The following is a 25,242-nucleotide window of genomic DNA, read 5'->3' as shown; positions in this document are numbered from 1 at the left end:
CGCCCTCGTTGGAACCGGCTCGGTATTCGGAGGGAATGACCGTGGGGGTGCGCGCGGAGGACCATCCGTTGACATGGGCCGTGCGGCACATCGGCGACTGGTGGACGCTGGAGATGCTGCACGACGCATACGACGGGCTCACGCATTTCGAGGAGTTCCGCGACAGTCGTCAATGGGCACCGGGTGTTGTCGCCAACAGGCTGGACACGTTGGTGAGGACGGGCCTCATGGCCCATATGCCCAGTGACAGCGAGCCGCGCCACGACGCGTACGTGCTCACGGAACTCGGCCGTTCGCTGAGGCCGGTGCTGCTGGCGCTGGCGGCGTGGGCCAACGGCCGGCTGCCTGCCGGGCGGCGCAGCGTCGTCCTGGTCGACGCGGCAACAGGCCAGGAGGTCGACCCTGTCCTGGTCGACCGGGCCACGGGCCGCCGGGTCGACACCGCTGCGCATGTCTTCGCCGCGGGCCCGGCCGCGAGCGCCGCGGTACGCGCCCGGTACACAACGAGCGCCCCCGGAATGAATCCACCGCCGGAGTGAAGAAGACGGCGCGAATGCCGCGGGAGGAGCGAAACCCCGGCGCGGAGCGAAATTCAGTACGGGGGTCACATCTTCGAACGCCGGAATGCGCCGGGCGCAAAAGGCGGGCGTTCCGCGGAACCTGAGTTCCCTTCACGGACGACTGTCCTGTCGACGGGACATTCCCGAATCCGAGCGAGCCCATGGGAAACCGGGGTGTCACGGGAAACCACCGGGACGTTCTCAAGGAAAACTAATTTTTGCTTGTCCGTGCTTTGATCCGCTTGCTAGTGTTCTTTGATCCTGATTGGCGCCCGTCTGCGCCAGGGACCATTCACTCTGGGGGTCGAAGTGTTCAAGAGCTCCAATAGTGATGTGAAGTTCGTTCGATGGCCCGCCCAGGCGAACTTGCGCAGCCACTGCAAGCAAGAAGGAATTCCGTGCCTGCTCGTGGTGGAGGGGGGCGCGGAGGCGCCGTTGTGCAGCGATCCGCGGGAGGACTGGGTGCGGGCTCCGATATCCCGGGCCGACCTGGAGGCCCGGGTCGCCACGCTGCGCCAGCGCGCACGCAGCCGCAGGACCCCGGTCCTCGACTCGTCGGGCACGCTCTACTTCGACGCGCAGTGGGTGACGATATCCACCACGCAGACGGAACTGATGGAACTCTTCGTGGAGCGCTTCGAGGCGGTCGTGCCGCGTCACGAGCTCAGGCAGCGGCTGGCCAGGTCGGCGCTGAGCAACCCCACACGCAACTCCCTGGACCTGCACATCATGCGGCTCAGAAGACGCCTGGTCCCGGTCAACCTCGCGATCCGCACGGCCTGGGGACGCGGCTACCTGCTGGAGCCGCTGGCGGAGGCCGAGCGGCCGGCCCGCGTCTGCCCGTGACAGCCGGTCAGGCTCCCGCTGGGCACCGGGTTATGGGCCCCCCGTCGCCACGCACCGCGGCCGTGGGTCCCGTGTCACCACACACCGCGAGCTTGGGCCCCGTGTCACCACACACCGCGAGCGTGGGCCCCGCGTCGCCGCACGCGGTGGTGCCGGGGCCCCACCGCGGTGCTCCCCGGGCGGAGGCCGACGGCCCGGCCGGGCAGCCGGTGCCGGCGAGCCGGGGCAGCGCGGACATGGGTCGGCGGGCGGTGCGCATCCGAGGATGTGCACCGCCCTGGCGCCCGTACGAAAGATCCGTTCCACGGCGCCTCGGCCGGGCCGCCGGAGGGCCGGCGGGATCCGGCGGGGCCGGCCCCGCTCATTCGTCGGGCAGCTCGCCCAGCTCCAGCTCCGCGGCGCGGTCGAGTGCCGTCAGCACCCAGTGGTCGAATTCGATGCCCGAGTGGTCCGCCGCCCTGCGCCAGGACACCAGGCGGTTGCTCGGCACCTGGATGCGGGGAATCAGCGCGAACTCGGGCCTCGGATCCTTGCCGCCGGAGCGCTCGTCCTGAATTCGGCTGCGGAGTTGTTTGGTCGTCCACTTCATCCGCTCGGCCTGGTCCAGGAACAGATCCTGCTTGTCCAGCGGCAGTGACGCCACTTCCGCGTGATGCTGGAAACTCAGCCGTGGACGCCTGCGGTGCAGCGGGAACTGGCGGGCGACCCAGGCGTAGTTGCGGAGCGTCTGGTACTGGAGTCCGGCGGCGCGAATGGCACGCTGATACCGGTCCGCGTAATGCTCCTTGCCGTACATCAGCCAGTCTCCCAGGCACCACGACGAGGAATCCATGATGCGGGAGAGGTGGTGGCCCGCGCGCTCCCACTCCGCGAAACTCAGCTCGGCCGGGAACCGGAGCCCGACCTTGGTCATGAGGAGCTGGTCCGCCTCGACCCGGGCCGCGCGCGGCCTGCCGAGCCGCGGTGGGGGCGCCCCTCGGGCCGGAGCCGGGGGGACGGCCATGTCCTCCCGTTTCCTGTTCAATGGCCTCTCCCCCTGCGCTGAGAATTCGGGCCGGAATTCGCGCCGGCCCGCACCCTCGTCGTCATCGCGCTACGGCGTCCTGCGACTGTCTTTGCAAAACGCTACGGGACGGGAAAACAGACCGTCAAGACCGGAAGTCGGCATACTCCGGGGGGCCTCGGCCGATTCCCCGCTTGACTTGCCGACCGGAATGCGGTGGCCTTCGTCATGCGCCTCCGAAGGACCGCGTGACCTGCGGCTCACCCATCGGACCGATACCGCTGGCCTCGCGGGTGATTCCGGCCAGCCATCCCGCTCGGCCGGCCGCGAAGTCCTCCGGTACACAAACCCAGGAAACTAATCGTACAAATTCGGGGGGCGCCCGGATAATCGCCAAAGCAATCACCCACCCAGACATCCGCCCGGCACGGCACACCGCACCGGAAACGGCCGCACAACGCGACCGCCCCGCCCCGCCTCCCCCGGCATCCACCCCGCCCGCAAGCCCCGTTCCCCTCTGCCGTCACCCCCTGCCCCGGGCACCTCCGAGGTGTCCGGGCCGCCGGCACGGCCCCCGCCCCGGCAGCGCGTTCCGCTCTATGTCCGCCCCGTCTCGCGCCCGGCACCGCAAGGATCCCCGAAGGCGCGGAGTTGGGGAGTCGTCAGAACCACCTGCGCCGGCCGTCAGAAGCACCTGCGGCAGCCCTCGGAGGCCCCTGCGGGAGTCGTCGGGCCCCTCGTACGGGGAAGTAGGACCTTCAGGTCCCACAGGCGCCGCCCGGCGGGCCGAGGGGACGCATCTGTCACGACTCCGTACGACTCTGATCGGAAGTGGTTACAGACGACGACCCCTGACCTAGACTGATCATCCTCTCAACAACGCTGTGACCTGGCAGAACGCTGTCGCAGAACGCAGCCCGGAGCCGAGCCATCAGGGAGCCACCGTGGTCTACAACGTGCTCAAATACGTTTTCCTGGGCCCATTGCTGCGGTTGATGTTCCGGCCCAGGATCGAGGGTCTCGACCATGTCCCGGAGTCCGGCGCGGCGATCATCGCCGGAAATCATCTGTCGTTCTCCGACCATTTCCTGATGCCGTCGATCCTCAGGCGCCGCATCACCTTCCTCGCGAAGGCCGAGTACTTCACCGGTGGCGGCATCAAGGGTCGGCTCACCGCGGCGTTCTTCCACAGCGTGGGCCAGATCCCGGTGGACCGGTCGGGCAAGGAGGCCGGGCAGGCGGCCATCCACGAGGGGCTGGGCGTCCTCGGCAGGGACGAGCTGCTGGGCATCTACCCGGAGGGCACCCGCTCGCACGACGGCCGGCTCTACAAGGGCAAGGTCGGCGTCGCGGCCATGGCCCTCCAGGCCCGGGTTCCGGTCGTGCCGTGCGCGATGATCGGCACCTTCGAGGCGCAGCCGACCGGCCAGTTGGTGCCGAACCTGCGGCGCCGCGTGACGATCAGGTTCGGCGCGCCCCTGGACTTCACGCGCTTCTACGGCATGGAGAACGAGAAGACGGTGCTGCGGGCCGTCACCGACGAGATCATGTACGCCATCCTCCAGCTGTCCGGCCAGGAGTACGTGGACAAGTACGCGGCCGCGGTCAAGGCCGAGCAGGCCGCCGAGCAGCAGGGCGAACAGGACGGCGCGCCGCGCGGCAGGAGGTTCCCCCGGCTGCCGCTGAGCTGAACCCGCGCCGGCGCGGACACAGCGGCGGAGCCGCCCGCCAGGAACTCTGCGGTCGGCATAACGCCCTGGCCGCCGTGCCGGGCGCGCCCGTACGGTCCGGGCATGGACGGACATGCGATGGTGATCGGGGCGAGCGGGCAGATCGGGCGGGCCGCGGTGCGGGCGCTCGCCGAGGACGGCTGGACGGTGACGGCGGCGTCGCGGGGCGGCGGCCGGGACGAGCGGTGGCCCGAAGGGGTCAGGGCGCTGCGACTGGACCGCGCCGACGGCGAGGCGTTGGCGGCGGCGCTCGGGGACGGCGCCGACGTGGTGGTCGACGTGGTCGCCTACGGAAGCGTCGAGGCACGGCAGTTGCTCTCCCTCGCCGACCGGATCGGCTCGGCGGTGGTGATCTCCAGCGGCGGGGTGTACGCGGACGCCGAGAACCGCAGCTTCGACACCCAGGAGGAGCCGGACGGCTTCCCCCGCTACCCGGTGCCCATTCTGGAGAGCCAGCCCACGGTTCCCGCGGGCGAGCGGAGCTACGGCACCCGCAAGGTGGCCCTGGAGCAGGAGTTGGCGGCGGCGGGCGACCGGCTGCCCACGACGGTGCTGAGGGCGGGCGCGATCCACGGCCCGCACTGCCGCACGCCCCGCGAGCTGTACTTCGTGAAGCGGAACCTGGACGGCAGGCGGGTACGGGTGCTCGCGCACCGGGGGCAGAGCCGTTTCCATCCGGTGAGCGTGCACAACCTCGCCGAGCTCATCCGGCTCGCCGCCTCCCGCCCCGGATCCCGGGTGCTGAACGCCGGCGACCCCGACACGCCCACCGTGCACGAGATCGGCGCGGCGATCGACGCCGTCATGGGCGCGAGGACCGAGACCGTGCTGCTACCGGGCGAGCCACCGTCGGCCGGCGTCGGGGACACGCCCTGGACCGTCGCGCACCCGGTCGTCTACGACATGGCGGCGGCCGAACGCGAGCTCGGCTACCGCGCCGTCACCGGCTACCGGGACTCCCTGCCGGAGACGGTGGAGTGGCTCGCCGCCCGGCTCCACGGCCGCGACTGGCGCACCGCGTTCCCCGTCATGGCCAAGGCGTACGGCAGAGACCTCTTCGACTACCCGGCCGAGGACGCCTGGCTCGCCGAGCACCACACCTGAGAAGGACCGGCGGGCCGCGGGGACGGTGTCTCGGGCACCGCCCCGCCCGTGCACCCTCCGTCCAGGGCGCCCGCTCAGGCACGACCCCGCGCGAGGACGGCCGGGCTCAGGCACCCTCCGTTCCGGGCGCCCCCGCTCAGGCCCCGTCCGACGCCGCCGGCCCCGCCTGTGCCGCCCCCATGCTCATCAGCGCCCTCAACCCGTCCTCCAGCACCTCCACCGGCAGCGGGCCGAACAGGGCCTGCTGGGCGGCGAAGCCCTGAGCTGTGGCGATCATGGTCCGGGCGACCCGGTCCGCGGGGAGGTCGGCGCGCATCATGCCGGCCTCCTGGTACGCGCGCACCAGCCCCACCCACGCCTCGACCACCTTCTCGTAGCCTTCCCGCATCACGGCGGAGAGCTCGGGGTTGCGCAGCGTCTCCGTCCAGACCTGGACGATCAGATGCGGAAAGCCCCTGCCCTGGCGCAGCACGTCGTCCATCGCCCGCCCCAGCAGGACGTCGGGCGGCGGGGGCGGGCTCAGCCGCGCCGCCACTTCGAAGGTCTTGCCCAGGGTGTCCAGCACCTCCATGACGATGGCGCCGATCAGCTCGTCCTTGCCGCGGAAGTAGCGGTAGACGGCGCCGGCCGAGAGGTTCACCTCCCTCAACACGTCCTGCATGGACGTGGCGTGAAAGCCGTTCCGCGCGAAGCACGCCGCCGCGCCGTCCATGATCTGACGCCTGCGGGCGTCCAAGTGCGCCTGGGAAACACGAGCCACGCCCCCAAGTTAAAACGAACATTCATTCTTGACAAGGCCGGGAACCCGGCGCGACAGTGGCGTGAGGCCTAAAAAGAACGAACAATCATTCCACGATCTCAGGTACGGAACGAGGCCGAGTCATGTCCTCTCCCTCCGCCGCTCCCCCGGCGCCCGAGCCCGCGCCCGGGGCCAGGGCGCCCGGACGCCGCGCGATGACCGTCATCGTGCTGGTGCCCGCACTGGTCGCCCTCGCCCTGTGGACCTTCGCCTGGCCCGCATCCCGTACCGCTCCCCGGGACCTGCCGCTCGGCGTGGTGGGGCCGGCCCCCGCCGCGGCCCCCGTGGAGCGGCAACTGGACGCGCATCCGGGCGCGTTCGACATCCACCGGTACGCGGACGAGGCGGATGCGCGGGAAGCGATGCGGAAGCGGGTCGTCTACGGCGCCGTGGTCGCCACCCCGCACGGGCCGAAGCTGCTGACGGCGTCGGCGGCGAGCCCCCTGGTGGCCCAGCTCCTCCGCGAGACCGTCGTGGACCACGCCCCTCCCGGCACCCACCCGACACAGGAGGACGTGGTCGCGGCACCCCCCGGCGATCCGCGCGGCGCGGTGCTCAGCGCGAGCGTGCTGCCCTTGACGATCTCGGGCGTGGCCACCGGAGCCCTGGTGGCCGCGCTGGGCCTGAGGGGGCTCCGAGCGGCAGGCACGCTGGTGGCGGCATCGGCCGGGGTGGGCCTGGTCGCGGCCGGTATCACCGACTCCTGGCTGGGCGCCCTGAGCGGCGACTGGTGGCATGAGGCCGGCGTGCTGGGGCTTGCGTCGCTGGCCATCTGCGGAGGCGTGGCCGGGCTCGGCGCGCTGTTCGGACGGCCGGGTACGGGGCTCGGCGCCCTCCTCATGATCCTGCTCGGCAACCCGTTCTCCGGCGCCAATTCCGCGCCGGACCTGCTGCCGTCGCCCATCGGACGGATCGGCCAGTGGCTGCCGCCGGGCGCCGAGATGTCACTGCTGCGCTCGGTCGCCTTCTTCGACGGGGCCCGGGCCTCGGCGCCCACGCTCGCACTCTCGCTCTGGGCGGCACTGGGCCTCGCCGCCGTGCTGGCCGGAGCGGCGCTCCGGCGGGGCGGCGGCCACAAGCACAGGGGCGCCCACTGACAGCGGCGGTGCGCGCCAGATGCGCTTGAACGCCGTTCGCGGCGCCTGTCAGCGGCTCAGTGGACGTCGGGGCCGCGGTGTTCCGCGGCGATGCCGAACCTCTGGGGTTCGCGCGGAGCGGACGGCAGCGTGCCGATCGCGGATACCGAGCTGATCACCCGCTCCTCCGCCGCGTCCGGCTCCTCTTCGAGACGCCGCAGGTCAGCGGCGGAAACCAGGGCGACCAGCGGTTTACCGTGCCGCGTGACGACCACCCGTTCACCGCCGTACACGACGCGGTTGATCAGATCGGCGAGCTCTGCCCGCGCTTGCGTCACCGGAATCTCGTAAGCCATGCTCCCATCATAACGTCACGTACATCCTGTACATTTTTTACAGGGACGTGAGCCGCGCCTCGCAAGCAGGGGCGCGCAGATTCGGAGACCGCTTCGAGGAGGCGCTGCCATGACCCGTCCGTCCGGTCCTTCCGGGCCCACCGGCCGCTATGTCCTGCCCGAGTTCACCGAGCGCACCAGCGCGGGCCAGCGCACGCTGGATCCGTACTCGAAGCTGCTGGACGAGCGGATCGTCTTCCTCGGCACCCCGATCGACGACACCTCGGCGAACGACGTGATGGCGCAGTTCATGCACCTGGAGTACCTGGCGCCGGACCGGGACATCTCGCTGTACATCAATTCGCCGGGCGGTTCGTTCAGCGCGATGACGGCGATCTACGACACCATGCAGTTCGTCACCTGCGAGGTGGAGACCATCTGCCTCGGCCAGGCGGCCTCGGCGGCCGCGGTGATCCTCGCCGCGGGCACCCCGGGCAAGCGCTCGGCCCTGCCGGACGCGCGGGTGCTCATCCACCAGCCGGAGTTCGCCGAGCCGATCGAGGGGCAGGCGTCCGACCTGGCCATCCAGGCGGCCGAGATCATGCGCACCCGCGACCTGCTGGAGGAGCTGCTCGCCAGGCACACCGGCAGGAGCGTGGAGCAGATCAGCAGCGACATCGAACGCGACAAGATCCTCGACGCCCAGGGGGCCGTCGAGTACGGCCTGGTGGACCGGGTCGTGCCCAGCCGCCGCGGTTCGGACTCGTACTTCGACGCGAAGTGAGGTGCAGATGCTGCCACCCGAGCTTCCCCCGCTGCCCGCTCTCACCCGGGCCGAGGGCGACCTGATCGACAGCTACCTGGCGGTCGTGGACCTGCTGGGCCGCATCAATCCGGCGCGCCCCGGCGACACCTACAGCGGTCTGCGCGCCGCGCAGGCCCTCGTGGCCAAGGCGGCCACGCTCCGGGACGCGCTCGTGCGGATGCACCAGCGCGGGGAGAGCGAGCTGCACGCCGAGACCCTGACGCGCGCGCTGCGCGTCCTGGACGGCGAGCGACGCGCCGCCCGCGTCGCGGTGCCGATCCGGCACGGAGGCTCGCCTTCCGCGTGACCCTCGCCCGGAGGGGCGTGAGCTCGCCCCGGACGGGTTACTCATGGCGTTATGAACGAGCAGCCTGCCGAGAACGCACGCAATGAGACCCCCCTGGAGCGGGCGGACCGCAACTTCGCCGAACTGCTCCAGGAGTTGCGGGTCACCCAGACCGGTGTGCAGATCCTCTTCGCGTTCCTGCTCACCCTGGCCTTCGCCGCCCGCTTTCCCTCGCTGGACGACGCCCAGCGCGGCGTGTACGTGGGGACGCTGCTGCTCGCGGTGATCGCCACGGCGCTCTTCCTGGCGCCCGCGGCGCTGCACCGCTCGCTGTTCCGGCGCCATGCCAAGCCGCAGATCGTGGAGATGTCCTCGCGGCTGGCGATCGCCGGCATGGTCGCGCTGGCGCTGGCGCTGACCGGTTCCGTGCTGCTGGTCGTGGACGTGGCGCTCGGCAGGGCGGCGGGGATCGGTTGCGGCGTCGGGGTGTTCGTGCTGCACACCGCGCTGTGGGGCGTCATGCCGATGGTCGTGAGGCACCGGATGTCCCGCCCGGGCCGGACCTCCCTGCCCGGCGAGGGTCCGCAGGACGCACCGTCCGGCCGGTGACCGGGGCGCCCTGAGCGGCGGTTCTCCCGGTTGGCGGCCGGTCGTACGCTTCTGGAGGTCTCCCGAGGGCGAGTGCGACGCCCTATCCGGTCAGCGGTCCCTCGCGCACGGGCGCCCCCCAGGGCAGCGTGATCCACACCGTCTTGCCGCCCTCGGGGGTGGGGTCGACGAAGAGCCTGCCGCCGTACTCCGCGATCAGCCAGCGGATGATCACCATGCCCCGGCCGTTGTCCTGCTGGACGGCCCCGGGAAGTCTCCTGGGGTGCCGCGGATGGCTGTCCGTGACGCCGATGCGCAGGTGCTCGTCGCGCTCCAGGGCGACGTCGACGGTGAAGGTGGGCGACTGTCCCAGGGTGTGCTGAACGGCGTTGGTGGCGAGTTCGGAGACGATCAGCCGCACGGTGTCGGCCGCCTCCGCCTCACCCGGCAACCCCCACTGCGTGAGGAGGTTGCTGACGTACGTGCGCGCGGCGGAGACCGAGGCTGGATCGCTCGGCAGAGTGACGGATGCTTCCTGTAGGTCTGCCATGACGGCGTCGTCCCTTTCCTACCGGGGCCGAGCTCCGACACATGGCGGATGGCTCGAGGGGCGGCCCCGGACCGGTGCTGTGCGCCAGACTGCCACTGCGGCGTCGGCGACGGGCGGCGATCCACCGAGAAGTGCATATATCTGTCCCTCGATGCGGTGAACTCTGCTGCGATCGACCGCATTTGGACGCGCCGGCGTCGCTTCCTCTAGCGAGCGGCGGTCATCGGGGCCGGCCGCGACTACCGGGGAGGGAGACGGTCGATGCGCCACGGACCCACGGTGCGCCGCCGACGGCTCGGTGCCGAACTACGGGGGCTGCGCCTGGGCGCCGGGCTCACCAGCGGTGCGGCGGCGGCGCTCGTCGGCTGGCACCAGTCGAAGGTGAGCCGGGTCGAGACCGGCCGCAGCGGGGTGCGGCCCGGCGATCTGCGGCTGCTGCTGGACGCCTACGGGGTGACGAACCCCGGGCAGCGCCAGCTCCTGAGCGCTCTTGCGGGCTCGGAGCACGACGGCGGCCGGCACGACTGGTGGCATGCCTACCGGGGCCTGCTGCCGCCCGCGTACCGGGACTTCATCAGCCTGGAGGCGCAGGCCCGCCGGGTGCGGACGCTGGAGACTTCGGTGGTGCCGGGGCTGCTGCAGACGCCCGACTACGCCCGAGCCGTGACCAGGGCGGCCCTCGGCGCCGCGCCGGACGACCGCGTCGACGCGCTGGTGGAGGTACGCCTGGCCCGCCAGGAGGTGCTGCGCTCGGATCCGCCGGTGGAGTTCAGCGCGGTGCTGGACGAGGCGGTGCTGCGGCGCTCGGTGGGCGGCGAGGAGGTGATGAGCCGTCAGCTACGGGCCCTGCTGGACGCGGCGGTGAGACCGCATGTGCGGCTCCAGGTCCTGCCGTTCGCCGCCGGGGCGCACATCGGAGTCACCGGCCCCTTTGTAGTTCTGTCATTTCCGAACATTTCCGATCTCGATGTCGTCGTTCTCGACCATTTAACGAGTAGCCTCTATCTCGAGCGGAAAGAAGACCTCCGGGCGTACATCGACGCCTTCACATCGCTTCAGGGATATGCCCTCTCCCCCGAGGACTCACTGGAATACATCGCCCGTGTCGGCGAGGGAACGTAGGGAGCGATCTCATGTCCGGACCGTTTCGGCACGTACCGTCCACTTCCGCTCTGCGTGGCGCAGTCTGGCGGCGCAGCAGCCACAGCACAGGTGCGAACAACTGCGTGGAGACCGCCGCCCTGACGGCCGGGCCCGGGGCAGGACTGCTCGCGGTGCGGGACTCCAAGCGTCCCGCGGGGCCGGCCGTGCTGTTCTCGCCCGGGGCCTGGCGCTCCTTCCTGGCCCAGGTGCGCTGAACCGGGTGCCCGGGGGCGGCGCGGGCCGCCCCCGGGCACTCCGGTGAGCCGTTCAGATCCTGCTGCCGGCCGCGGTGTCCGAGGAGAGCCGCTGCGCGAGGTAGATGGGCACCACCGACACCAGCACCAGCACCGCGGCCACCACGTTGACCACCGGGGCCTGCTGGGGCCGGGCCATGTTGTCGAAGATCCACAACGGCAGGGTCTGCACGCCGGGACCCGCCGTGAAGGTCGTCACCACGATCTCGTCGAAGGACAGGGCGAACGCCAGCAGCCCTCCCGCGGCCAGCGCGGAGCGCACCAGCGGGAAGGTGACGTCGGCGAAGGCCCGGAAAGTGTGGGCTCCCAGGTCCATCGCGGCCTCCTCGACGGACCTGGGCATCCTGCGCAGCCGTGCCACCACGTTGTTGAAGACCACCACCACGCAGAACGTGGCGTGCCCGACCACGACCGTGAACAGCCCGAGTCCGACGCCCACCGGCTCCAGCACCGTCTTGATGGCGGAGTTCAGCGCGATGCCGGTGACGATGCCGGGCAGCGCGATGGGCAGCACCACGGCGAACGAGAGCGCCTCGCGCCCGAAGAAGGCGTGCCGCTGCACCGCGAACGCGATCAGCGTGCCCAGCGCGAGGGCGACCGCGGTGGCCGCGGCACCCGCCTCCAGCGACGTCCACAGCGCGTGCCTGGCCCCGGAGTTCCGCCACGCCTCGGCCCACCAGTGCAGGGTGAGACCGGGCGGCGGCCAGCTCGCGCTGCGGTCCGGGTTGAAGGAGTTGAGGAGCACGATCAGCAGCGGCAGGTAGACGACCGCGAAGCCCAGGGCGGCTATGGTGCGCAGCGCGATGCGTGCGGGACGGGACAGTCGCATGCCTGGGGCCTCCTCACAGGCTGCTCAGCGCGCCGGTGCGGCGCACCGCCAGCAGATAGAGCACGATCACCACGACGGGAACCATGCCGAGCGCGGCGGCCAGCGGCAGGTTCAACGAGACGTTCGAGTAGACGAGGTTGCCGATCAGCTGCGTCTTGCCGCCGACGATCTGCACGGTGATGTAGTCGCCCAGGCTCAGCGAGAACGTGAAGACCGAGCCGGCGGCCACCGAGGGCAGCACCATCGGCAGCACCACGGAGCGCACCGTGCGCCACGACCGCGCGCCGAGGTCCGCGGAGGCGTCCAGCAGGCTCTCCGGGAGCCGTTCGAGCCCGGCGTGGATGGGCAGGATCATGTACGGCAGCCACAGGTACGTCAGCACGACGACGGTGGCCGTCAGCCCGTAGCCGGGCCCGCTGATGCCGAACGGCGCCAGCACCCAGTCGAGCGGCCCGTCGGAGGCCAGGATCAGCCGCCACGCGTAGACCTTCACCAGATAGCTGGCCCACAGCGGGGTGAGGATCGCCGCCACCAGCAGCGGCCGCCAGCGGGGGCGGGCCACCCGGGCCGTGTAGAAGGCGACGGGGAACGCGATCACGGCGCACAGCGCGGTGACCGCGAGCGCCACGCCCACGCTGCGCAGCGCGACCCGCCGGTACAGCGGCTCGGAGAGCAGGGACGAGAAGTTGTCCGTGGACCACACCTTGACGACCTCGGACGTGAAGGAGTCCGTGGTCCAGAACGCGGACAGGAAGAGCACCGCGAGGGAGCCGAGGTAGGCGACCACGAGCCAGAGCAGCGGCGCGCCGAGCAGCAGCGACAGGCGCAGCCGTGGACGGCGGTGCAGCGCCCCGGCGAGCCGCCGGACCCCTCCGGCGGCCTGCTCGGTGGACGTCATGAGCGGATCAGCCCTTGATCTCGTTCCAGGCCTGCACCCACTTCGTGTACGGCACGCACTTGACGTCGGTGCGGCCGTCGAGGCACTGCTCGATGGGTGTCGTCCAGTAGTGGACCTTCTTCCAGTACGGCTCGTCGCTCGCGTGGAAGATCGCGCAGTGGTTCTTGTCGGCGGTCTCCGCGCAGGCCTTGGCGTTGGACGGCGCCTCGCCGAAGTACTCGGCGACCTCGGCGTTGACCTTGGGCGAGATGATCCAGTCGAGCCACTTGTAGGCGCAGTTGGGGTGCTTGGCCTTGGCGGCGAGCATCCAGGTGTCGGACCAGCCCGTCGCGCCCTCCTTGGGCAGCACCGCGTTGATCTTGGCCCCTTCGGACTTGGCGAGGTTGGCGATGACCTGCCAGGAGGTGCCGACCACCGAGTCACCGCTCTTGAAGGCGGAGACCTCCTTGAGGTAGTCGCTCCAGTACTCGCCGACGTCCGTGTTCTGCTTCTTCAGCAGATCCACGGAGGCGTCGAACTGCTTCTGGTCGAGGGAGTACGGGTTCTTGATGCCGAGGCTCGGCTCCGTGGCCATCAGGTACAGGGCCGCGTCCGCGATGTAGATCGGGGAGTCGTACGCGGTCACCTTGCCCTTGTGCCGCGAGGCGTCGTCGAAGACCGCGGACCAGGAGTCGGGGGCGGGCTTGACCTGCTGGGTGTTGTACATGAGCAGGTTGGCGCCGCGGCCGTGCGGGATGCCGTAGCTGACGCCGCGCACGGAGTTCCAGTCCTGGTTCTTCAACCCGGGGAAGACGTCGCGGTAGTTGGGCACCAGCTTGGTGTTGACGGGGGCCGCGTCACCGGAGGCGATCAGGCGGAGCGAGGCGTCGCCGGAGGCGGAGACGGCGTCGTAGTCGCCGGTCTTCATCAGCGACACCATCTCATCGGAGGTGGCCGCCGTCTTCGCGTGGACCTGGCAGCCCGTCTGCTTCTCGAAGTCGGTGACCCAGTCGACCTTGGGGTCGTTGGACCCGTCCTCGACGTAACCGGCCCAGGCGATCAGGTTGACCTGGCCCTCCGTCTTGCCCAGCTTCGACTGCGCCTTCAGGTCCGGAGGACGGAACCCGCCGGAGCCCGGCGACCCGGAGGAGCCGCCGGAGTCGGAGGATCCGCAGGCGGTGGCCACGAGCAGCAGGGCTGCGACCGCCGCGGCTTTGAGGGCGGGGTTCACGCGCACGACAACATTCTCCAGACGTGAGGGGGACCGGCGGGATGAACGTACGGGTGGAGCGGTCAGCCGGAGTCGGGGATGGGCACGGTGTGGCGGCGGCGCCAGCGCAGGCCGACGCGGGCACCGCGGTGGGCGGCGACGTCCTCGGAGGAGGCGTCCAGGTTCTGCTGGAGGACGGTGAGCCTGCCGCCGGCGTCCAGGTCGACCAGGAACCGCGTCGTGTCCCCCAGGTAGACCACGTCCGAGACGGTGCCGGACGCCGTGGCGTGCTCGGCCTCGCCGGCGCCGCCCGCACCGCCGCTCCCGGCTCCGTCCGCCGTCAGGGCGATCTTCTCTGGGCGGACGCTGTAGGTGCCCGAGGTGCCCAGCAGCCGCTTGGCCACGTCGCCGGTGAGCAGGTTGGAGGTGCCGACGAAACCCGCGACGAAGGCGTTCGCCGGCTTCTCGTATATCTCCGCGGGCGTACCGGCCTGTTCGACCCGACCGCGGTGGAAGACGGCGATGCGGTCGCTCATCGTCAGCGCCTCCTCCTGATCGTGGGTGACGAACACGAACGTGATGCCGACGTCCCGCTGGAGTTGCTTGAGCTCTGTCTGCATCTCTTCCCGCAACTTGAGGTCGAGGGCGCCCAGCGGCTCGTCGAGGAGCAGCACCTTCGGGTGCCCCACCAACGCCCTGGCGAGCGCGACGCGTTGCCGCTGGCCTCCGGAGAGCTGCCCGGGGCGGCGCCTGCCGTAGCCGGCGAGCCGCACCTGCTCCAGCGCCTCGCCCGCCCGGCGCACCCGCTCCGCCTTCGGCACCCCCTTGATCCGCAGCGGATAGCAGATGTTCTGCTCGACCGTCATGTGCGGGAAGAGGGCGTAGTCCTGGAAGACGGTGTGCACGTCCCGCTCGAAGGGGGCGAGCCGGGTCACGTCACGGCCCGCCAGCTCCACGGAGCCCGCCGTGGGCGTCTCGAAGCCGGCGACGAGGCGGAGCACGGTGGTCTTGCCGGAGCCCGAGGGGCCCAGCATCGAGAAGAACTCGCCGTCCGCTATGGCCAGGTCCACCCCGGCCACCGCCTCCACCCGGCCGAAGGTCTTGGCCAGACCCCTCAGCCGGATCGCCGCTCGCTCCATGCCTCGTCCCTTCTGGTGCCCCTGGCGTGCTTCTTTCGGACCTCGATTCGGTACGGCGCCCTTCACCCTGCGGGCTCGTCCTCGCTCTCCCGGAGTCCCCTCCCCCTACCAGCACTTGGTGGAACCCGGCGGACATGGGGGCGTCCCCGGGATGCGCTGATTCCTTTCCCTCCCGAGCCGACCTCAAGCGCCACAACGGCTGATTCCTTTCCCTCCGTTCGCCCGCCCGCCCCTCGCTCGAGGGCCTCCGCCCCCGGGCGCCCTCAGCGCGGGGCGGTTTCCAGGACCGTCCGCACGGCCCGGTCTGTCTGATCTTCCGTCAGGTCGGCGCGTGCGGCCAGCCGGAGGCGGGACATCCCGTCGGGAACGGACGGCGGGCGGAAGCAGCCCACCTCCACGCCCCCGGAGCGGCAGGCCGCGGACCAGCGCACGGCTTCCTCGGCGGACGGGGCCCGCACGGAGACCACGGCCGCGTCGGGGCGCCCGGCCGCCAGCCCGCCGGCGGTGAGGCCGGTGTACAGGGCCGTGGCCGCCGCGCGGGCGCGGCGCGGGCGGTCGGGCTCGCCCCGCAGCAGCCGCAGGGCGGCCAGCGCGCCGCCCACCGCGGCCGGTGCGAGGCCCGTGTCGAAGAAGAACGTCCTGGCGGTGTTGACGATGTGGTCGATGACGCGGGCCGGGCCGAGCACCGCGCCGCCCTGGCTGCCGAGCGACTTGGAGAGCGTGACGACGGTGACGGAGTCGCCGGCGCCCGCGAGGCCGGCCGCGTAGGGCCCGCCCCGGCCGCCCTCGCCCAGCACGCCGAAGCCGTGCGCGTCGTCGACCACGAGGCCGGCGCCCTCGGATCGGCAGGCGGCGGCGAGTTCGGCCAGCGGGACCATGTCGCCGTCCACGGAGAACACGGAGTCGCAGACAACGATCGCGGGCCCGTCGTGTCCGGCCAGCGCCTTGCGCACCGCCTCGGGATCGGCGTGCGGCACCACCTGCTTCGTGCCCCGGGCCAGCCGGCAGCCGTCGATGAGCGAGGCGTGGTTGCCCGCGTCGGAGACGATCAGGCTGCCGCGCGGCGCGAGCGAGGTGACGGCCGCCAGGTTGGCCGCGTAGCCGGAGGAGAACACCAGGGCGGCCTCGGCGCCGCAGAACGCGGCGAGTTCGCGCTCCAGCTCCGCGTGCAGCTCGGTGGTGCCGGTCACCAGCCGGGAGCCGGTGGACCCGGCGCCCCAGGCCCGAGCGGCTTCTGCCGCCGCTGCCGTGACCTCCGGGTGGCGGGCGAGACCCAGGTAGTCGTTGCCGGCCAGATCGAGCCGCCCCGTGTCGTGCGCCCTGGGACGGAGGGTGCGCACCAGACCTGCGGCACGGCGGTCGCGGGCCTGCACGTCGATCCAGTCGAAGGGCGCTCTGGGCATGCGGGGCTCCGGGAGGGCAGAGAGGGATTTGTAGGCAGTGCACAGACCCTAACCGTCGCGCCTGCCACCCAGGCTGTGGCAATACCCACAGCTTGGATGGGTGGTGTTGTGCGAATCCTCCTTGGCTGCGCACGCCCTCGTACGCGAAGATCGGGCCATGGACCTGCTGAACACGCTGGTGGACAAGGGGCTCCGGTGCGAGGCGCCGACCCGCGAGGAAGCGCTCGCCGTACTGGCGACCTCCGACGACGAACTCCTCGATGTGGTGGCGGCGGCCGGACGGGTGCGCAGGCACTGGTTCGGGCGACGGGTCAAGCTCAACTACCTGGTCAACCTCAAGTCGGGCCTCTGCCCGGAGGACTGCTCGTACTGCTCGCAGCGGCTCGGCTCCCAGGCGGGCATCCTCAAGTACACCTGGCTGAAGGCGGACGAGGCGGCACGGACGGCTGCGGCCGGTGTCGCGGGCGGCGCCAAGCGGGTCTGCCTGGTCGCCAGCGGCAGGGGGCCGACGGACCGCGACGTGGACCGCGTCTCGGGCACCATCGCGGCCATCAAGGAGCGACACGAGGACGTGGAGGTGTGCGCCTGCCTCGGACTGCTCTCGGCGGGGCAGGCCGAGCGGCTGCGCGCGGCGGGAGCCGACGCCTACAACCACAACCTGAACACCTCGGCCGCGACCTACGGCGAGATCACCACGACGCACACCTACGACGACCGGGTGGACACCGTGCAGCGGGCGCGGGCGGCCGGCCTGTCGGCCTGCTCCGGGCTGATCGCGGGCATGGGCGAGACGGACGAGGACCTGGTCGACGTGGTCTTCTCCCTGCGTGCGCTGAACGCGGACTCGGTGCCGGTGAACTTCCTCATCCCCTTCGAGGGCACCCCGCTCGCGAAGGAGTGGAACCTGACGCCGCAGCGGTGCCTGCGCATCCTGGCCATGGTCCGCCTCGTCTGCCAGGACGCCGAGGTGCGGATCGCGGGCGGGCGCGAGATCCACCTGCGCACCCTGCAACCCCTCGCCCTGCACCTCGCCAACTCGATCTTCCTCGGCGACTACCTGACCAGCGAGGGCCAGGCGGGCAAGGCTGACCTCGACATGATCGCGGACGCCGGCTTCGAGGTGGAGGGCACCGACACGACGACCCTGCCCGCCCACCGGCGCACGCCCGGCGGCCAGGCACCGGCGGACGGCGGCGCCTGCACGGGCGATGCCTGCGGGAGCGGGGACTCCGGGGGCTGCGCGGGGGCTGGTGCTTCCGCGGGTGCCTCGGCAGCTGTCACGGCGGGCGCCGTCCGCCACGGTGAGACAGACGGCGAGGGCGACGCGGCTGCCGCCGAGCGGCCCGCCCCCGTCTCGCACGCCGACCTGGTGACCGTACGCCGCCGTGGCGCCGGCACCGATCTCGCGCCCAATGCCTGAGGCGGCGCGGGAGGGAGCCGGGGCCGGGGACCTGCCCCAACCGCAGGACGCCCCCGGGCCACGGGACCTGCTCGAACCGCAGGACACGCCCGGGCCGCAGGACCTGCTCGAACCGCAGGACACGCCCGGGCCACGGGACCTGCCCGAGCTGCTGGAGCTGGACCGCCGGCACGTCTGGCACCCGTACGGCCCCATGCCGGGCCGCCAGGAACCGCTGCTCGTCGCCTCCGCCTCCGGGGTCAGGCTCCGGCTCGCGGACGGCCGCGAGCTGGTGGACGCCATGGCGTCGTGGTGGTCGGCGATACACGGCTACAACCACCCCGTGCTCAACGAGGCGGCGCGGCGGCAGCTCGACCGGATGAGCCATGTCATGTTCGGCGGGCTCACCCACGAGCCCGCCGTCCGACTGTCGAAGCGACTTGTCGACATCACGCCCGAGGGGCTGGAGCACGTCTTCCTCGCGGACTCCGGATCGGTCTCCGTCGAGGTCGCCCTCAAGATGTGCCTCCAGTACTGGCGCTCCCTGGGCCGCCCGGCCAAGCACAGGCTGCTGACCTGGCGCGGCGGCTACCACGGCGACACCTGGCAGCCGATGTCGGTCTGCGATCCGGACGGCGGCATGCACGCGCTGTGGTCCGGTGTCCTGCCGCGCCAGATCTTCGCGGACCCGCCGCCCGCCGAGTACGACGAGCGGTACGCGGAGCAGCTGCACGACCTCGTGGCCCGGCATGCCGGGGAGCTGGCCGCGGTGATCGTGGAGCCCGTGGTGCAGGGGGCGGGCGGGATGCGCTTCCACTCGCCCCGCTATCTGCGGACGCTCCGCGAGGCGTGCGACCGGCACGACGTGCTGCTCGTGTTCGACGAGATCGCCACCGGCTTCGGCCGCACGGGCACGCTGTTCGCGGCCGAACAGGCCGGTGTCACCCCCGATGTGATGTGCGTGGGCAAGGCCCTGACCGGCGGCTATCTGACGATGGCGGCCACGCTGTGCACCGCGCGCGTGGCGGACGGCATCGCCCGCGGCGAGGTGCCGGTACTGGCACACGGGCCGACGTTCATGGGAAACCCGCTGGCCGCGGCCGTCGCGGACGCCTCCGTCTCGCTGCTCCTCGCGCAGGACTGGGCCGCCGAGGTACGGCGCATCGAGCGGGGCCTGCGTGCCGGGCTCGGGCCGGCCGCCGCGCTGCCCGGGGTCCGTGACGTACGGGTGCTCGGCGCGATCGGCGTGGTGCAGCTGGAACGCCCTCTGGACGAGCGGGGTATGGCCGCGGCGACCCGGGCGGCCGTTGACGCGGGTGTCTGGATCAGGCCGTTCGGCGACCTGCTGTACACCATGCCCCCCTACGTCACGGGCGACGAGGACGTGGCCCGGATCTGCCGTGCGGTGTGCGCGGCCGCTGAGGCGGCCGGGGCGGAAGGTCCGCAGGGGAGGCCGCCGGTGGCCCACGGGGCGGGGGCGGTTGCGGACGGCCGCCCGGCAGAGGTGCTCCGTCCGGGAAGGCCGCGCGGCGCGGGAGAGGGAGTGGAGCGATGACGGTCCTCGTGGTCACGGGCACCGGAACGGAGATCGGCAAGACCATGACGACGGCGGCACTGGCGGCCGTCGCCCGGGCTGCCGGGCGCTCCGTCGCGGTGCTCAAGCCCGCCCAGACCGGGGTGGGGCCGGGCCAGCCGGGCGACTGCGCCGAGGTGACGAGGCTCGCGGGCGAGGTCACCACGCTGGAACTCGCCCGCTTTCCCGAGCCGCTCTCGCCTGAGACGGCGGCCCTGCGCGCGGGGCTGCCGCCGGTGCCCACGGACGGCATCGTGCGGGCGGCCGGGAGACTCGCCGCCGATCACGACCTCGTCCTCGTCGAGGGGGCGGGGGGGCTGCTGGTGCGGTTCGACGCCGGCGGCGCCACGCTCGCCGACGCGGCCCGCGAGCTCGGGGCCGAGGTGCTGGTGGTGGCTCCACCGGGGCTCGGCACGCTCAATGCCGTGACGCTCACCGCGGAGGCGCTGCGGGCCCGTGGCCTCGCGCAGCTCGGGGTGGTGCTGGGCAGCTGGCCGCGCGAGCCCGGTCTCGCCGAGCGCTGCAACCTGGTCGACCTGCCCGTGGCCGCGGGCGCCCCGCTGCTGGGAGCCCTGCCCGAGGGCGCCGCCGCGCTGGCCCCGGCCGACTTCCGCGCCCGCGCCGCCGGCTGGCTGGCGCCCGTGCTGGGCGGCCGCTGGGACGCGGCGCGGTTCACGGCCGAGCACCCGGCCCTGGCCAGGCCGGCCCCGGCCGGGGCGGCGGTGCGGACAGCCGTCTGAACGGTACGGGTGGCGGCCCGGCGGACGGAGGCATCAGCGGGCGCCGCCGGACCGGGCGTCTCCTGGGCGGGACGCGGCGGCGGTTCGGGAGGACAATCGACGTACACCGTCGTCCACGTCCGCCGGGCCGGGCGGGCGCCCCACACGAAGAGGGGTTCTCATGCCGCTGCGGTCGGGCAAGGTGCCGAAGGACGCCGTGCACCATCCTCTGTTCGCGCGGTGCTACACCCGGGTGAGCGAGCGCGCCGAGCCCTGGATGGGGCCGCACCGCGCGCGGCTGCTGTCCGGGCTCAGCGGGCGGGTCATCGAGATCGGCGCGGGCAACGGCCTGAACTTCGCGCACTATCCGGGGACGGTCTCCGAGGTCGTCGCCATCGAGCCGGAGCGCCTGCTGCGGACTCTCGCGGCCCAGGCCGCCCTGCGCGCCGACGTCCCCGTGGACGTGGTGCCGGGGGCCGCCGAGGCGCTGCCCGTGAAGAGCGAGGGCTTCGACGCCGCCGTGCTGTCGCTCGTGCTCTGCAGCGTCCGCGATGTGCCGCGCGCGCTGGCCGAGGCCAGGCGGGTGCTGCGGCCCGGGGGCGAGCTGCGGTTCTTCGAGCACGGCCTGGCGCCGGAGGGCAGGGCGATGGTGACGGTGCAGCGGGTGCTGGACCGTACCGTCTGGCCACGGCTCTTCGGCGGCTGCCACGTCGGGCGCGACCCGGTCGCGGCGCTGCGGGACGCCGGCTTCGAGCTGGGCGACCACCGGCGGCTGCTGGTGCCGGAGCAGGGGGTGCGCACCCCGACCTCGTACTGCGTCGCCGGCGTGGCGCGCCGCCCCGAGACCACCGGCCGCCCCTGATCCCGGGCCGGCAACGGTTACGTGCGAGGCACCGGTGCCGGCGCTCGCCAGGGCAGAGGCCGGGTGCACGGCGGCAGGGTGCGGCCCCGGGTCGGGGGCTCCGGCTCCGGAACGGGTCACGGACTCCCACTCCGAGCGGGGCACAGGCTCCGGTTCCGGAGCGGCTCACAGGCTCCAGTTCTGGAGCTCGCGGGCGATCTCGTGCACGCTCGCGGTGCCGTGCTTGACCAGCTGCGCGAGGGAGCGGACCTGCTCGGGCGACGTGACGACCTTCAGGCCGCTGGCGACGAGGTACGCGTAGGCCACCGCCGAGGCGAACATCGCGTTGGACCGCTCAAGGGCGGGGACGTGCAGCAGGAGCTGGAGCAGTGCGGCGGCTCTGGCCTCCGGCGTGTCGTACACGGGGATGCCGAATATGTCCGCCTCATGCCTGCTGACCGCGGCGACGAGGGCTCCCCAGTCGGTGACCTGGGGGTCTCCCGGCGTCTTCTGCTCGGCGACCATCAGGAGCCAGGCAAGATCGATATGGAGGTTCAACGACGACCTTCACGCTCCGCGGGGAACTCCTCGGCGAAGATGGACCCGTACTGCTTCATGAAGTCGGAGGCGGCGTCCACGAAGGTCTTGCCGACCTCGCCGGCGTCCTGTCTGACGAGCTCCTCGATGTAGCGGTTGACACTCATACCCCGGGCCAGCGCGCGTTCGCGCGCGGTCCGGGCGGTGTCCGCGTCCACCCGCACGTTCAACTGAGTCTTCGCCATACCTGAAAGCTAGCGCGAAGGCGCTAGCACGGCAAGCCCCCGGGACCGGATCCGGATCCCGAGCGGTACGTGCCCCCTGCATCCACCAGGCGGGACGGCTCCACGCGGAGCGTTCCCTGTGCCGAGGCTCACAGTACTCCCGGCATCCACCACCCCGGCGAGGCGTCGGCCCCCGTGCGTCCGCTTGCGCGCGCACGAGGTCGCGCACGGCGCCGTCCGCGTCCAGAGCAGGCTGCCCTGCCGGCCGTCCGCTTACACGGCCGGCGCTGCGCGGCCATCTGCCCGTAGCCGAACGGCAGCCCCCGGCAGGCGGGTTGGTGATGTACTCGGCCGGGCGGGCAGGCCCGTGCGGCCGGCCCAGTGGCGGCCGTGCATGGCCGGCCCGCCCCAGCGCCTCCGTTCAGAGACCGTCCCAGCAAGGAGGATCCATGACGGTGCCGGCCTTCCGCTTCGGCGTCAGCCTGACCACCACCCCGCCTGGCGACGCCTGGCGCGCGACCTGCCGCTCGGCCGAGGACATGGGCTACGACACGATCCTGGTGGCGGACCACCTGGGCATGCCGGCACCCTTCCCCGCGCTCGTCGCCGCGGCCGAGGCCACCGAGCGTCCGAGGCTCGGCACCTTCGTCCTCAACGCCGGGTTCTGGAACCCCGCCCTGCTCGCCCGCGAGGTGGCGACCACGGACGCGCTCACCGGCGGCCGCCTGGAACTCGGCCTGGGCACCGGCTACGTGGCCGATGAGCACACCGCCGCCGGCCTGCCGTTCGGCTCGCCGGGCGAGCGCGTGGACCATGTGGTGCGCACCGTCGAAGAGCTTGACCGGCTGCTCGGATCCGCGGAGCACGCCCCCGCGGCCGTCCAGCGGCCCCGCGTCCCCCTGCTCGTCGGCGGCAACGGCGACCGCATGCTGGACCTGGCGGCACGGCGCGCCGACATCGTCGGCTTCTCGGGGCTCCGTCCGGAGCGCGGCAGCACGTCGGGCGGGCTCATCGCGCTCACCGCGGCACAGCTGGACGACCGGGTCGCCGCCTATCGCCGCCTCGCGGCCGGCGCGGGCCGCGAGCAGGAGTTCAACCTGCTGATCCAGCGGGTGACGGTGACCGGCGACCGGCGGGCCACGGCCCGGGAGATCGCGCAGCGGCTTCCGTACCTCACCGAGGACCAGGCGCTCGAGCTGCCGGTCTTCCCGGCGGGGACGGTGCGGCAGATCGCCGAACAGCTGCGCGCCCAGCGCGAGCGCTACGGGTTCTCCTACCTCACCGTCCTGGAGCCGTCCATGAAGGCCTTCGCCCCCGTGATCGAGGAGCTGCGCGGCGGCGGCTGAGGCGGCCCGCCGGGCCAGCCGGGGAACCGCGAGCCGATCCTGCGGCGGATCGGGGTTCAGCCCGCCTGCGCGTCCTCTGCATGCCCCTCGGAGAACTCCCACCACGCGAGCGGCAGCCAGTCGCCGTCGACGAAGCCGTCCACGGACGAGCCTCCGCCGTCGACGGCCACCTTCGTCCCTGGCGGGTAGGAGGTGCCCGACAGCCCCGTGACCGGGACGAGGAGCGTCCCCAGCCGTCGCGTCCCCCTGGCCATCCGCCACCCGCCTTCCTGATCGATTACGCACATTTGTTGCAGGATTGTTCGAATAGTCTACCGTGAGAGAGCAGACCCGAGGTCAGGTCCGCCAGGCGGGCGGCGCACGGCAGACGTGCGTCCTGACACCCTTCCCTTTTGGTACATACCAATACATGGTACGTCGCCCGTGCCCCGGCAGGACCAGTGACACTGCTGACACGGAGGTGGGTACAGATGAAGGCCGTCGTCTACAAGGGGCCGTTCGAAGTAGCCGTCGAAGACGTCGAGAAACCACGGATCCAGCACCCGAACGACGTGATCGTCAACGTCACGTCCAGCGCGATCTGCGGCTCCGACCTGCACATGTACGAAGGCCGGACCGCGGCGGAACCGGGCATCGTCTTCGGCCACGAGAACCTCGGAATCGTGGAGGACGTCGGTGACGGCGTCACCTCCATCAAGCAGGGCGACCGCGTGGTCATGCCGTTCAACGTGGCCTGCGGGTTCTGCAAGAACTGCACCGCGGGCAAGACCGCCTTCTGCCTGACCGTGAACCCGGGTTTCGCCGGCGGTGCCTACGGCTACGTGGCCATGGGCCCCTGGCCGGGCGGGCAGGCCGAGTACGTACGCGTCCCCTACGCCGACTTCAACTGCCTCAAGCTGCCCCCGGGCACCGAGCACGAGAGCGACTTCGTGCTGCTGGCGGACATCTTCCCCACCGGCTACCACGGCAATGAGCTCGCCGGCACCTCCCCCGGCGACAGCGTCGCCGTCTACGGCGGCGGGCCGGTCGGCCTCATGTCCGCGTACTGCGCCCTGCTCCGCGGGGCCAAGAAGGTGTTCGTCGTCGACCGGATCCCGGAGCGGCTCCAGAAGGCCGAGCAGATCGGCGCGATCCCGATCAACTTCGCGGAGGCCGATCCGGTCGAGCAGATCAAGGACCAGACCGACGGCGAGGGCACCGACAAGGGCATCGACGCCGTCGGCTACCAGGCCCGCGCCCGGGCCGCGGGCGAGGGCCGCGAGGAACCCGCGACCGTCCTCAACTCGCTGGTCCAGACGGTGCGGGCCACGGGAGCGCTGGGCATCCCCGGCCTCTACGTGCCCGCCGACCCCGGAGGCCCCGACGAGCAGGCCAAGCAGGGCATGCTGCTGGTCGCCATCGGCAAGCTCTTCGAGAAGGGCCTGCGCATGGGCACCGGGCAGACCAACATCAAGGCCTACAACCGGCAGCTGCGGGACATGATCATCGAGGGCCGCGCGAAGCCGAGCTTCGTCGTCTCGCACGAAGTGCCGCTGGACGAGGCCGCGCAGGCCTACCAGAAGTTCGACAAGCGCGTCGAGGGCTACACCAAGGTCGTCCTGCACCCGGGCCGCTGACCCGCAGCGCACGGACCGGACCTCTCGAAGCCCGAGACCACGCGGAGGTGACCCGCCAAAAGCGCCATCCGGTGGGCCGCCTCCGCCGGTCCACCGGGGACGCGCCCGACGCGGTCCGCACTCTGTCCCCCTGCCCTTCTCACCGGGCCCCCTGCCCTCCCAGCGGGAGGGCATTCTTGCTGGTCAGAGCACTGACCGTGGGAAGCGGGCTGAGCAGCGCGACACGCTCGTCCGCTCCGCCCGGCTGGCTGGCTGGCTGGCTGGCTGGCTGTCGTGCCTGACTGGCTGAGTGCCCGGCTGGCTGGCCCGCTGCCGCATGCCGGTCCAGGAGCCGCCGACGGCACCGGGTGGAGGCCGCTGGCCGGCTGACCACGGTGCGGCCCGGTGCGGCGCTCGGCGGCAACGCCGGTGCCTGTCCCTACGATGGCGGGACACCGTACCCGCATGAAA

General features: G+C 72.0%; 27 protein-coding genes and 1 pseudogene. 16 read left to right on the top strand and 12 right to left on the bottom strand.

Going from position 1 to position 25,242, the window contains the following annotated elements:
* The first annotated feature begins 68 nt into the window (after positions 1-68).
* The gene (locus tag Sm713_RS22930) at positions 69-539 is read left to right on the top strand and encodes a helix-turn-helix domain-containing protein (protein WP_249416449.1); all 471 of its coding nucleotides are present in this window, start codon (positions 69-71) and stop codon (positions 537-539) included.
* A gap of 354 nt (positions 540-893) precedes the next feature.
* The gene (locus Sm713_RS22925; protein ID WP_212911422.1) at positions 894-1,406 is read left to right on the top strand and encodes a winged helix-turn-helix domain-containing protein; all 513 of its coding nucleotides are present in this window, start codon (positions 894-896) and stop codon (positions 1,404-1,406) included.
* A 361-nt stretch (positions 1,407-1,767) separates the two neighbouring features.
* Here Sm713_RS22925 and Sm713_RS22920 read toward each other — a convergent pair whose 3' ends face one another.
* On the bottom strand, positions 1,768-2,409 hold the full coding sequence (locus Sm713_RS22920; RefSeq protein WP_212911421.1) for an LmbU family transcriptional regulator: 642 nt from the start codon (positions 2,407-2,409) through the stop codon (positions 1,768-1,770).
* 944 nt (positions 2,410-3,353) lie between these two features.
* Here Sm713_RS22920 and Sm713_RS22915 point away from each other — a divergent pair.
* Together Sm713_RS22915 and Sm713_RS22910 are read left to right on the top strand one after the other, a co-directional pair.
* Positions 3,354-4,100: a 1-acyl-sn-glycerol-3-phosphate acyltransferase gene (locus tag Sm713_RS22915; RefSeq protein WP_212911420.1), complete on the top strand. Its 747-nt coding sequence runs from the start codon at positions 3,354-3,356 to the stop codon at positions 4,098-4,100.
* Between the two features lie 102 nt (positions 4,101-4,202).
* The gene (locus tag Sm713_RS22910; protein WP_249416448.1) at positions 4,203-5,243 is read left to right on the top strand and encodes an NAD(P)-dependent oxidoreductase; all 1,041 of its coding nucleotides are present in this window, start codon (positions 4,203-4,205) and stop codon (positions 5,241-5,243) included.
* A 136-nt stretch (positions 5,244-5,379) separates the two neighbouring features.
* Here the strand turns inward: Sm713_RS22910 and Sm713_RS22905 are convergent, their stop codons facing one another.
* Positions 5,380-6,003 carry a TetR/AcrR family transcriptional regulator gene (locus tag Sm713_RS22905; RefSeq protein ID WP_212911419.1) on the bottom strand — a complete coding sequence of 208 codons (624 nt, stop codon included), beginning with the start codon at positions 6,001-6,003 and terminating at the stop codon, positions 5,380-5,382.
* Positions 6,004-6,125: 122 nt separating this feature from the next.
* On the opposite strand from Sm713_RS22905, the gene Sm713_RS22900 reads away from it, so the two are divergent.
* Positions 6,126-7,139, top strand: coding sequence for an ABC transporter permease (locus tag Sm713_RS22900; protein WP_212911418.1), 1,014 nt, complete (start codon positions 6,126-6,128; stop codon positions 7,137-7,139).
* Positions 7,140-7,195: 56 nt separating this feature from the next.
* Here the strand turns inward: Sm713_RS22900 and Sm713_RS22895 are convergent, their stop codons facing one another.
* Positions 7,196-7,474, bottom strand: a complete 279-nt coding sequence (locus Sm713_RS22895) for a type II toxin-antitoxin system Phd/YefM family antitoxin (RefSeq protein WP_212911417.1) — start codon at positions 7,472-7,474, stop codon at positions 7,196-7,198.
* Positions 7,475-7,583: 109 nt separating this feature from the next.
* Here Sm713_RS22895 and Sm713_RS22890 point away from each other — a divergent pair, with 109 nt between their 5' ends.
* The 3 genes from Sm713_RS22890 to Sm713_RS22880 are packed head-to-tail and all read left to right on the top strand — an operon-like array spanning position 7,584 to position 9,153.
* Positions 7,584-8,237, top strand: a complete 654-nt coding sequence (locus Sm713_RS22890; RefSeq protein WP_212911416.1) for an ATP-dependent Clp protease proteolytic subunit — start codon at positions 7,584-7,586, stop codon at positions 8,235-8,237.
* Positions 8,238-8,244: 7 nt separating this feature from the next.
* The gene (locus tag Sm713_RS22885; protein WP_212911415.1) at positions 8,245-8,565 is read left to right on the top strand and encodes a hypothetical protein; all 321 of its coding nucleotides are present in this window, start codon (positions 8,245-8,247) and stop codon (positions 8,563-8,565) included.
* A 51-nt stretch (positions 8,566-8,616) separates the two neighbouring features.
* Positions 8,617-9,153 (top strand): DUF6328 family protein, encoded by a 537-nt coding sequence (locus Sm713_RS22880; RefSeq protein ID WP_212911414.1) that lies wholly within the window; start codon positions 8,617-8,619, stop codon positions 9,151-9,153.
* 82 nt (positions 9,154-9,235) lie between these two features.
* Here the strand turns inward: Sm713_RS22880 and Sm713_RS22875 are convergent, their stop codons facing one another.
* Complete coding sequence (locus Sm713_RS22875; protein ID WP_212911413.1) at positions 9,236-9,682, bottom strand: ATP-binding protein; 447 nt, start codon at positions 9,680-9,682, stop codon at positions 9,236-9,238.
* 261 nt (positions 9,683-9,943) lie between these two features.
* Between Sm713_RS22875 and Sm713_RS22870 the strand changes: the two genes are divergently transcribed.
* Positions 9,944-10,804: a helix-turn-helix transcriptional regulator gene (locus tag Sm713_RS22870; protein WP_212911412.1), complete on the top strand. Its 861-nt coding sequence runs from the start codon at positions 9,944-9,946 to the stop codon at positions 10,802-10,804.
* Positions 10,805-10,815: 11 nt separating this feature from the next.
* Positions 10,816-11,040, top strand: a complete 225-nt coding sequence (locus Sm713_RS22865) for a DUF397 domain-containing protein (RefSeq protein WP_212911411.1) — start codon at positions 10,816-10,818, stop codon at positions 11,038-11,040.
* Positions 11,041-11,092: 52 nt separating this feature from the next.
* Here Sm713_RS22865 and Sm713_RS22860 read toward each other — a convergent pair whose 3' ends face one another.
* The 5 genes from Sm713_RS22860 to Sm713_RS22840 all read right to left on the bottom strand — a co-directional run bounded on the left by Sm713_RS22860 (position 11,093) and on the right by Sm713_RS22840 (position 16,537).
* Entirely contained in the window at positions 11,093-11,908 is an 816-nt protein-coding gene (locus Sm713_RS22860; protein WP_212911410.1) for an ABC transporter permease, read from the bottom strand.
* Positions 11,909-11,921: 13 nt separating this feature from the next.
* Complete coding sequence (locus Sm713_RS22855; protein WP_212911409.1) at positions 11,922-12,806, bottom strand: ABC transporter permease; 885 nt, start codon at positions 12,804-12,806, stop codon at positions 11,922-11,924.
* A 7-nt stretch (positions 12,807-12,813) separates the two neighbouring features.
* Positions 12,814-14,016 carry an ABC transporter substrate-binding protein gene (locus Sm713_RS22850; protein ID WP_374196064.1) on the bottom strand — a complete coding sequence of 401 codons (1,203 nt, stop codon included), beginning with the start codon at positions 14,014-14,016 and terminating at the stop codon, positions 12,814-12,816.
* Positions 14,017-14,078: 62 nt separating this feature from the next.
* The gene (locus Sm713_RS22845; protein WP_212911407.1) at positions 14,079-15,134 is read right to left on the bottom strand and encodes an ABC transporter ATP-binding protein; all 1,056 of its coding nucleotides are present in this window, start codon (positions 15,132-15,134) and stop codon (positions 14,079-14,081) included.
* A 263-nt stretch (positions 15,135-15,397) separates the two neighbouring features.
* Positions 15,398-16,537 carry an 8-amino-7-oxononanoate synthase gene (locus Sm713_RS22840; RefSeq protein ID WP_212911406.1) on the bottom strand — a complete coding sequence of 380 codons (1,140 nt, stop codon included), beginning with the start codon at positions 16,535-16,537 and terminating at the stop codon, positions 15,398-15,400.
* 157 nt (positions 16,538-16,694) lie between these two features.
* On the opposite strand from Sm713_RS22840, the gene bioB reads away from it, so the two are divergent.
* From bioB to Sm713_RS22820, 4 genes and pseudogenes are all read left to right on the top strand, one after another.
* Positions 16,695-17,957 carry a biotin synthase BioB gene (gene bioB, locus Sm713_RS22835; RefSeq protein WP_212911405.1) on the top strand — a complete coding sequence of 421 codons (1,263 nt, stop codon included), beginning with the start codon at positions 16,695-16,697 and terminating at the stop codon, positions 17,955-17,957.
* Positions 17,958-18,150: 193 nt separating this feature from the next.
* Positions 18,151-19,359, top strand: a pseudogene (locus tag Sm713_RS22830) (adenosylmethionine--8-amino-7-oxononanoate transaminase); the annotation flags it as partial.
* Positions 19,360-19,487: 128 nt separating this feature from the next.
* On the top strand, positions 19,488-20,249 hold the full coding sequence (gene bioD / locus Sm713_RS22825; RefSeq protein WP_212911403.1) for a dethiobiotin synthase: 762 nt from the start codon (positions 19,488-19,490) through the stop codon (positions 20,247-20,249).
* A gap of 160 nt (positions 20,250-20,409) precedes the next feature.
* On the top strand, positions 20,410-21,090 hold the full coding sequence (locus Sm713_RS22820) for a class I SAM-dependent methyltransferase (RefSeq protein ID WP_212911402.1): 681 nt from the start codon (positions 20,410-20,412) through the stop codon (positions 21,088-21,090).
* A gap of 165 nt (positions 21,091-21,255) precedes the next feature.
* Here Sm713_RS22820 and Sm713_RS22815 read toward each other — a convergent pair whose 3' ends face one another.
* Positions 21,256-21,594: a fic family toxin-antitoxin system, toxin component gene (locus tag Sm713_RS22815; RefSeq protein WP_212912206.1), complete on the bottom strand. Its 339-nt coding sequence runs from the start codon at positions 21,592-21,594 to the stop codon at positions 21,256-21,258.
* A 29-nt stretch (positions 21,595-21,623) separates the two neighbouring features.
* Positions 21,624-21,851, bottom strand: coding sequence for an antitoxin (locus tag Sm713_RS22810; RefSeq protein ID WP_212911401.1), 228 nt, complete (start codon positions 21,849-21,851; stop codon positions 21,624-21,626).
* 428 nt (positions 21,852-22,279) lie between these two features.
* Between Sm713_RS22810 and Sm713_RS22805 the strand changes: the two genes are divergently transcribed.
* A complete protein-coding gene (locus tag Sm713_RS22805) occupies positions 22,280-23,176 on the top strand; it encodes an LLM class F420-dependent oxidoreductase (RefSeq protein WP_212911400.1) in 897 nt (298 codons plus the stop codon).
* Between the two features lie 56 nt (positions 23,177-23,232).
* Here the strand turns inward: Sm713_RS22805 and Sm713_RS22800 are convergent, their stop codons facing one another.
* The gene (locus tag Sm713_RS22800) at positions 23,233-23,430 is read right to left on the bottom strand and encodes a hypothetical protein (RefSeq protein WP_212912205.1); all 198 of its coding nucleotides are present in this window, start codon (positions 23,428-23,430) and stop codon (positions 23,233-23,235) included.
* Positions 23,431-23,646: 216 nt separating this feature from the next.
* Here Sm713_RS22800 and Sm713_RS22795 point away from each other — a divergent pair, with 216 nt between their 5' ends.
* A complete protein-coding gene (locus tag Sm713_RS22795; RefSeq protein ID WP_212911399.1) occupies positions 23,647-24,792 on the top strand; it encodes a glutathione-independent formaldehyde dehydrogenase in 1,146 nt (381 codons plus the stop codon).
* Positions 24,793-25,242 lie beyond the last annotated feature (450 nt).

This window comes from Streptomyces sp. TS71-3 (assembly GCF_018327685.1).
Lineage (GTDB): Bacteria > Actinomycetota > Actinomycetes > Streptomycetales > Streptomycetaceae > Streptomyces.
Note: the sequence above shows the minus strand (reverse complement) of the source record. Positions and strands in the feature narration are given on the sequence as shown.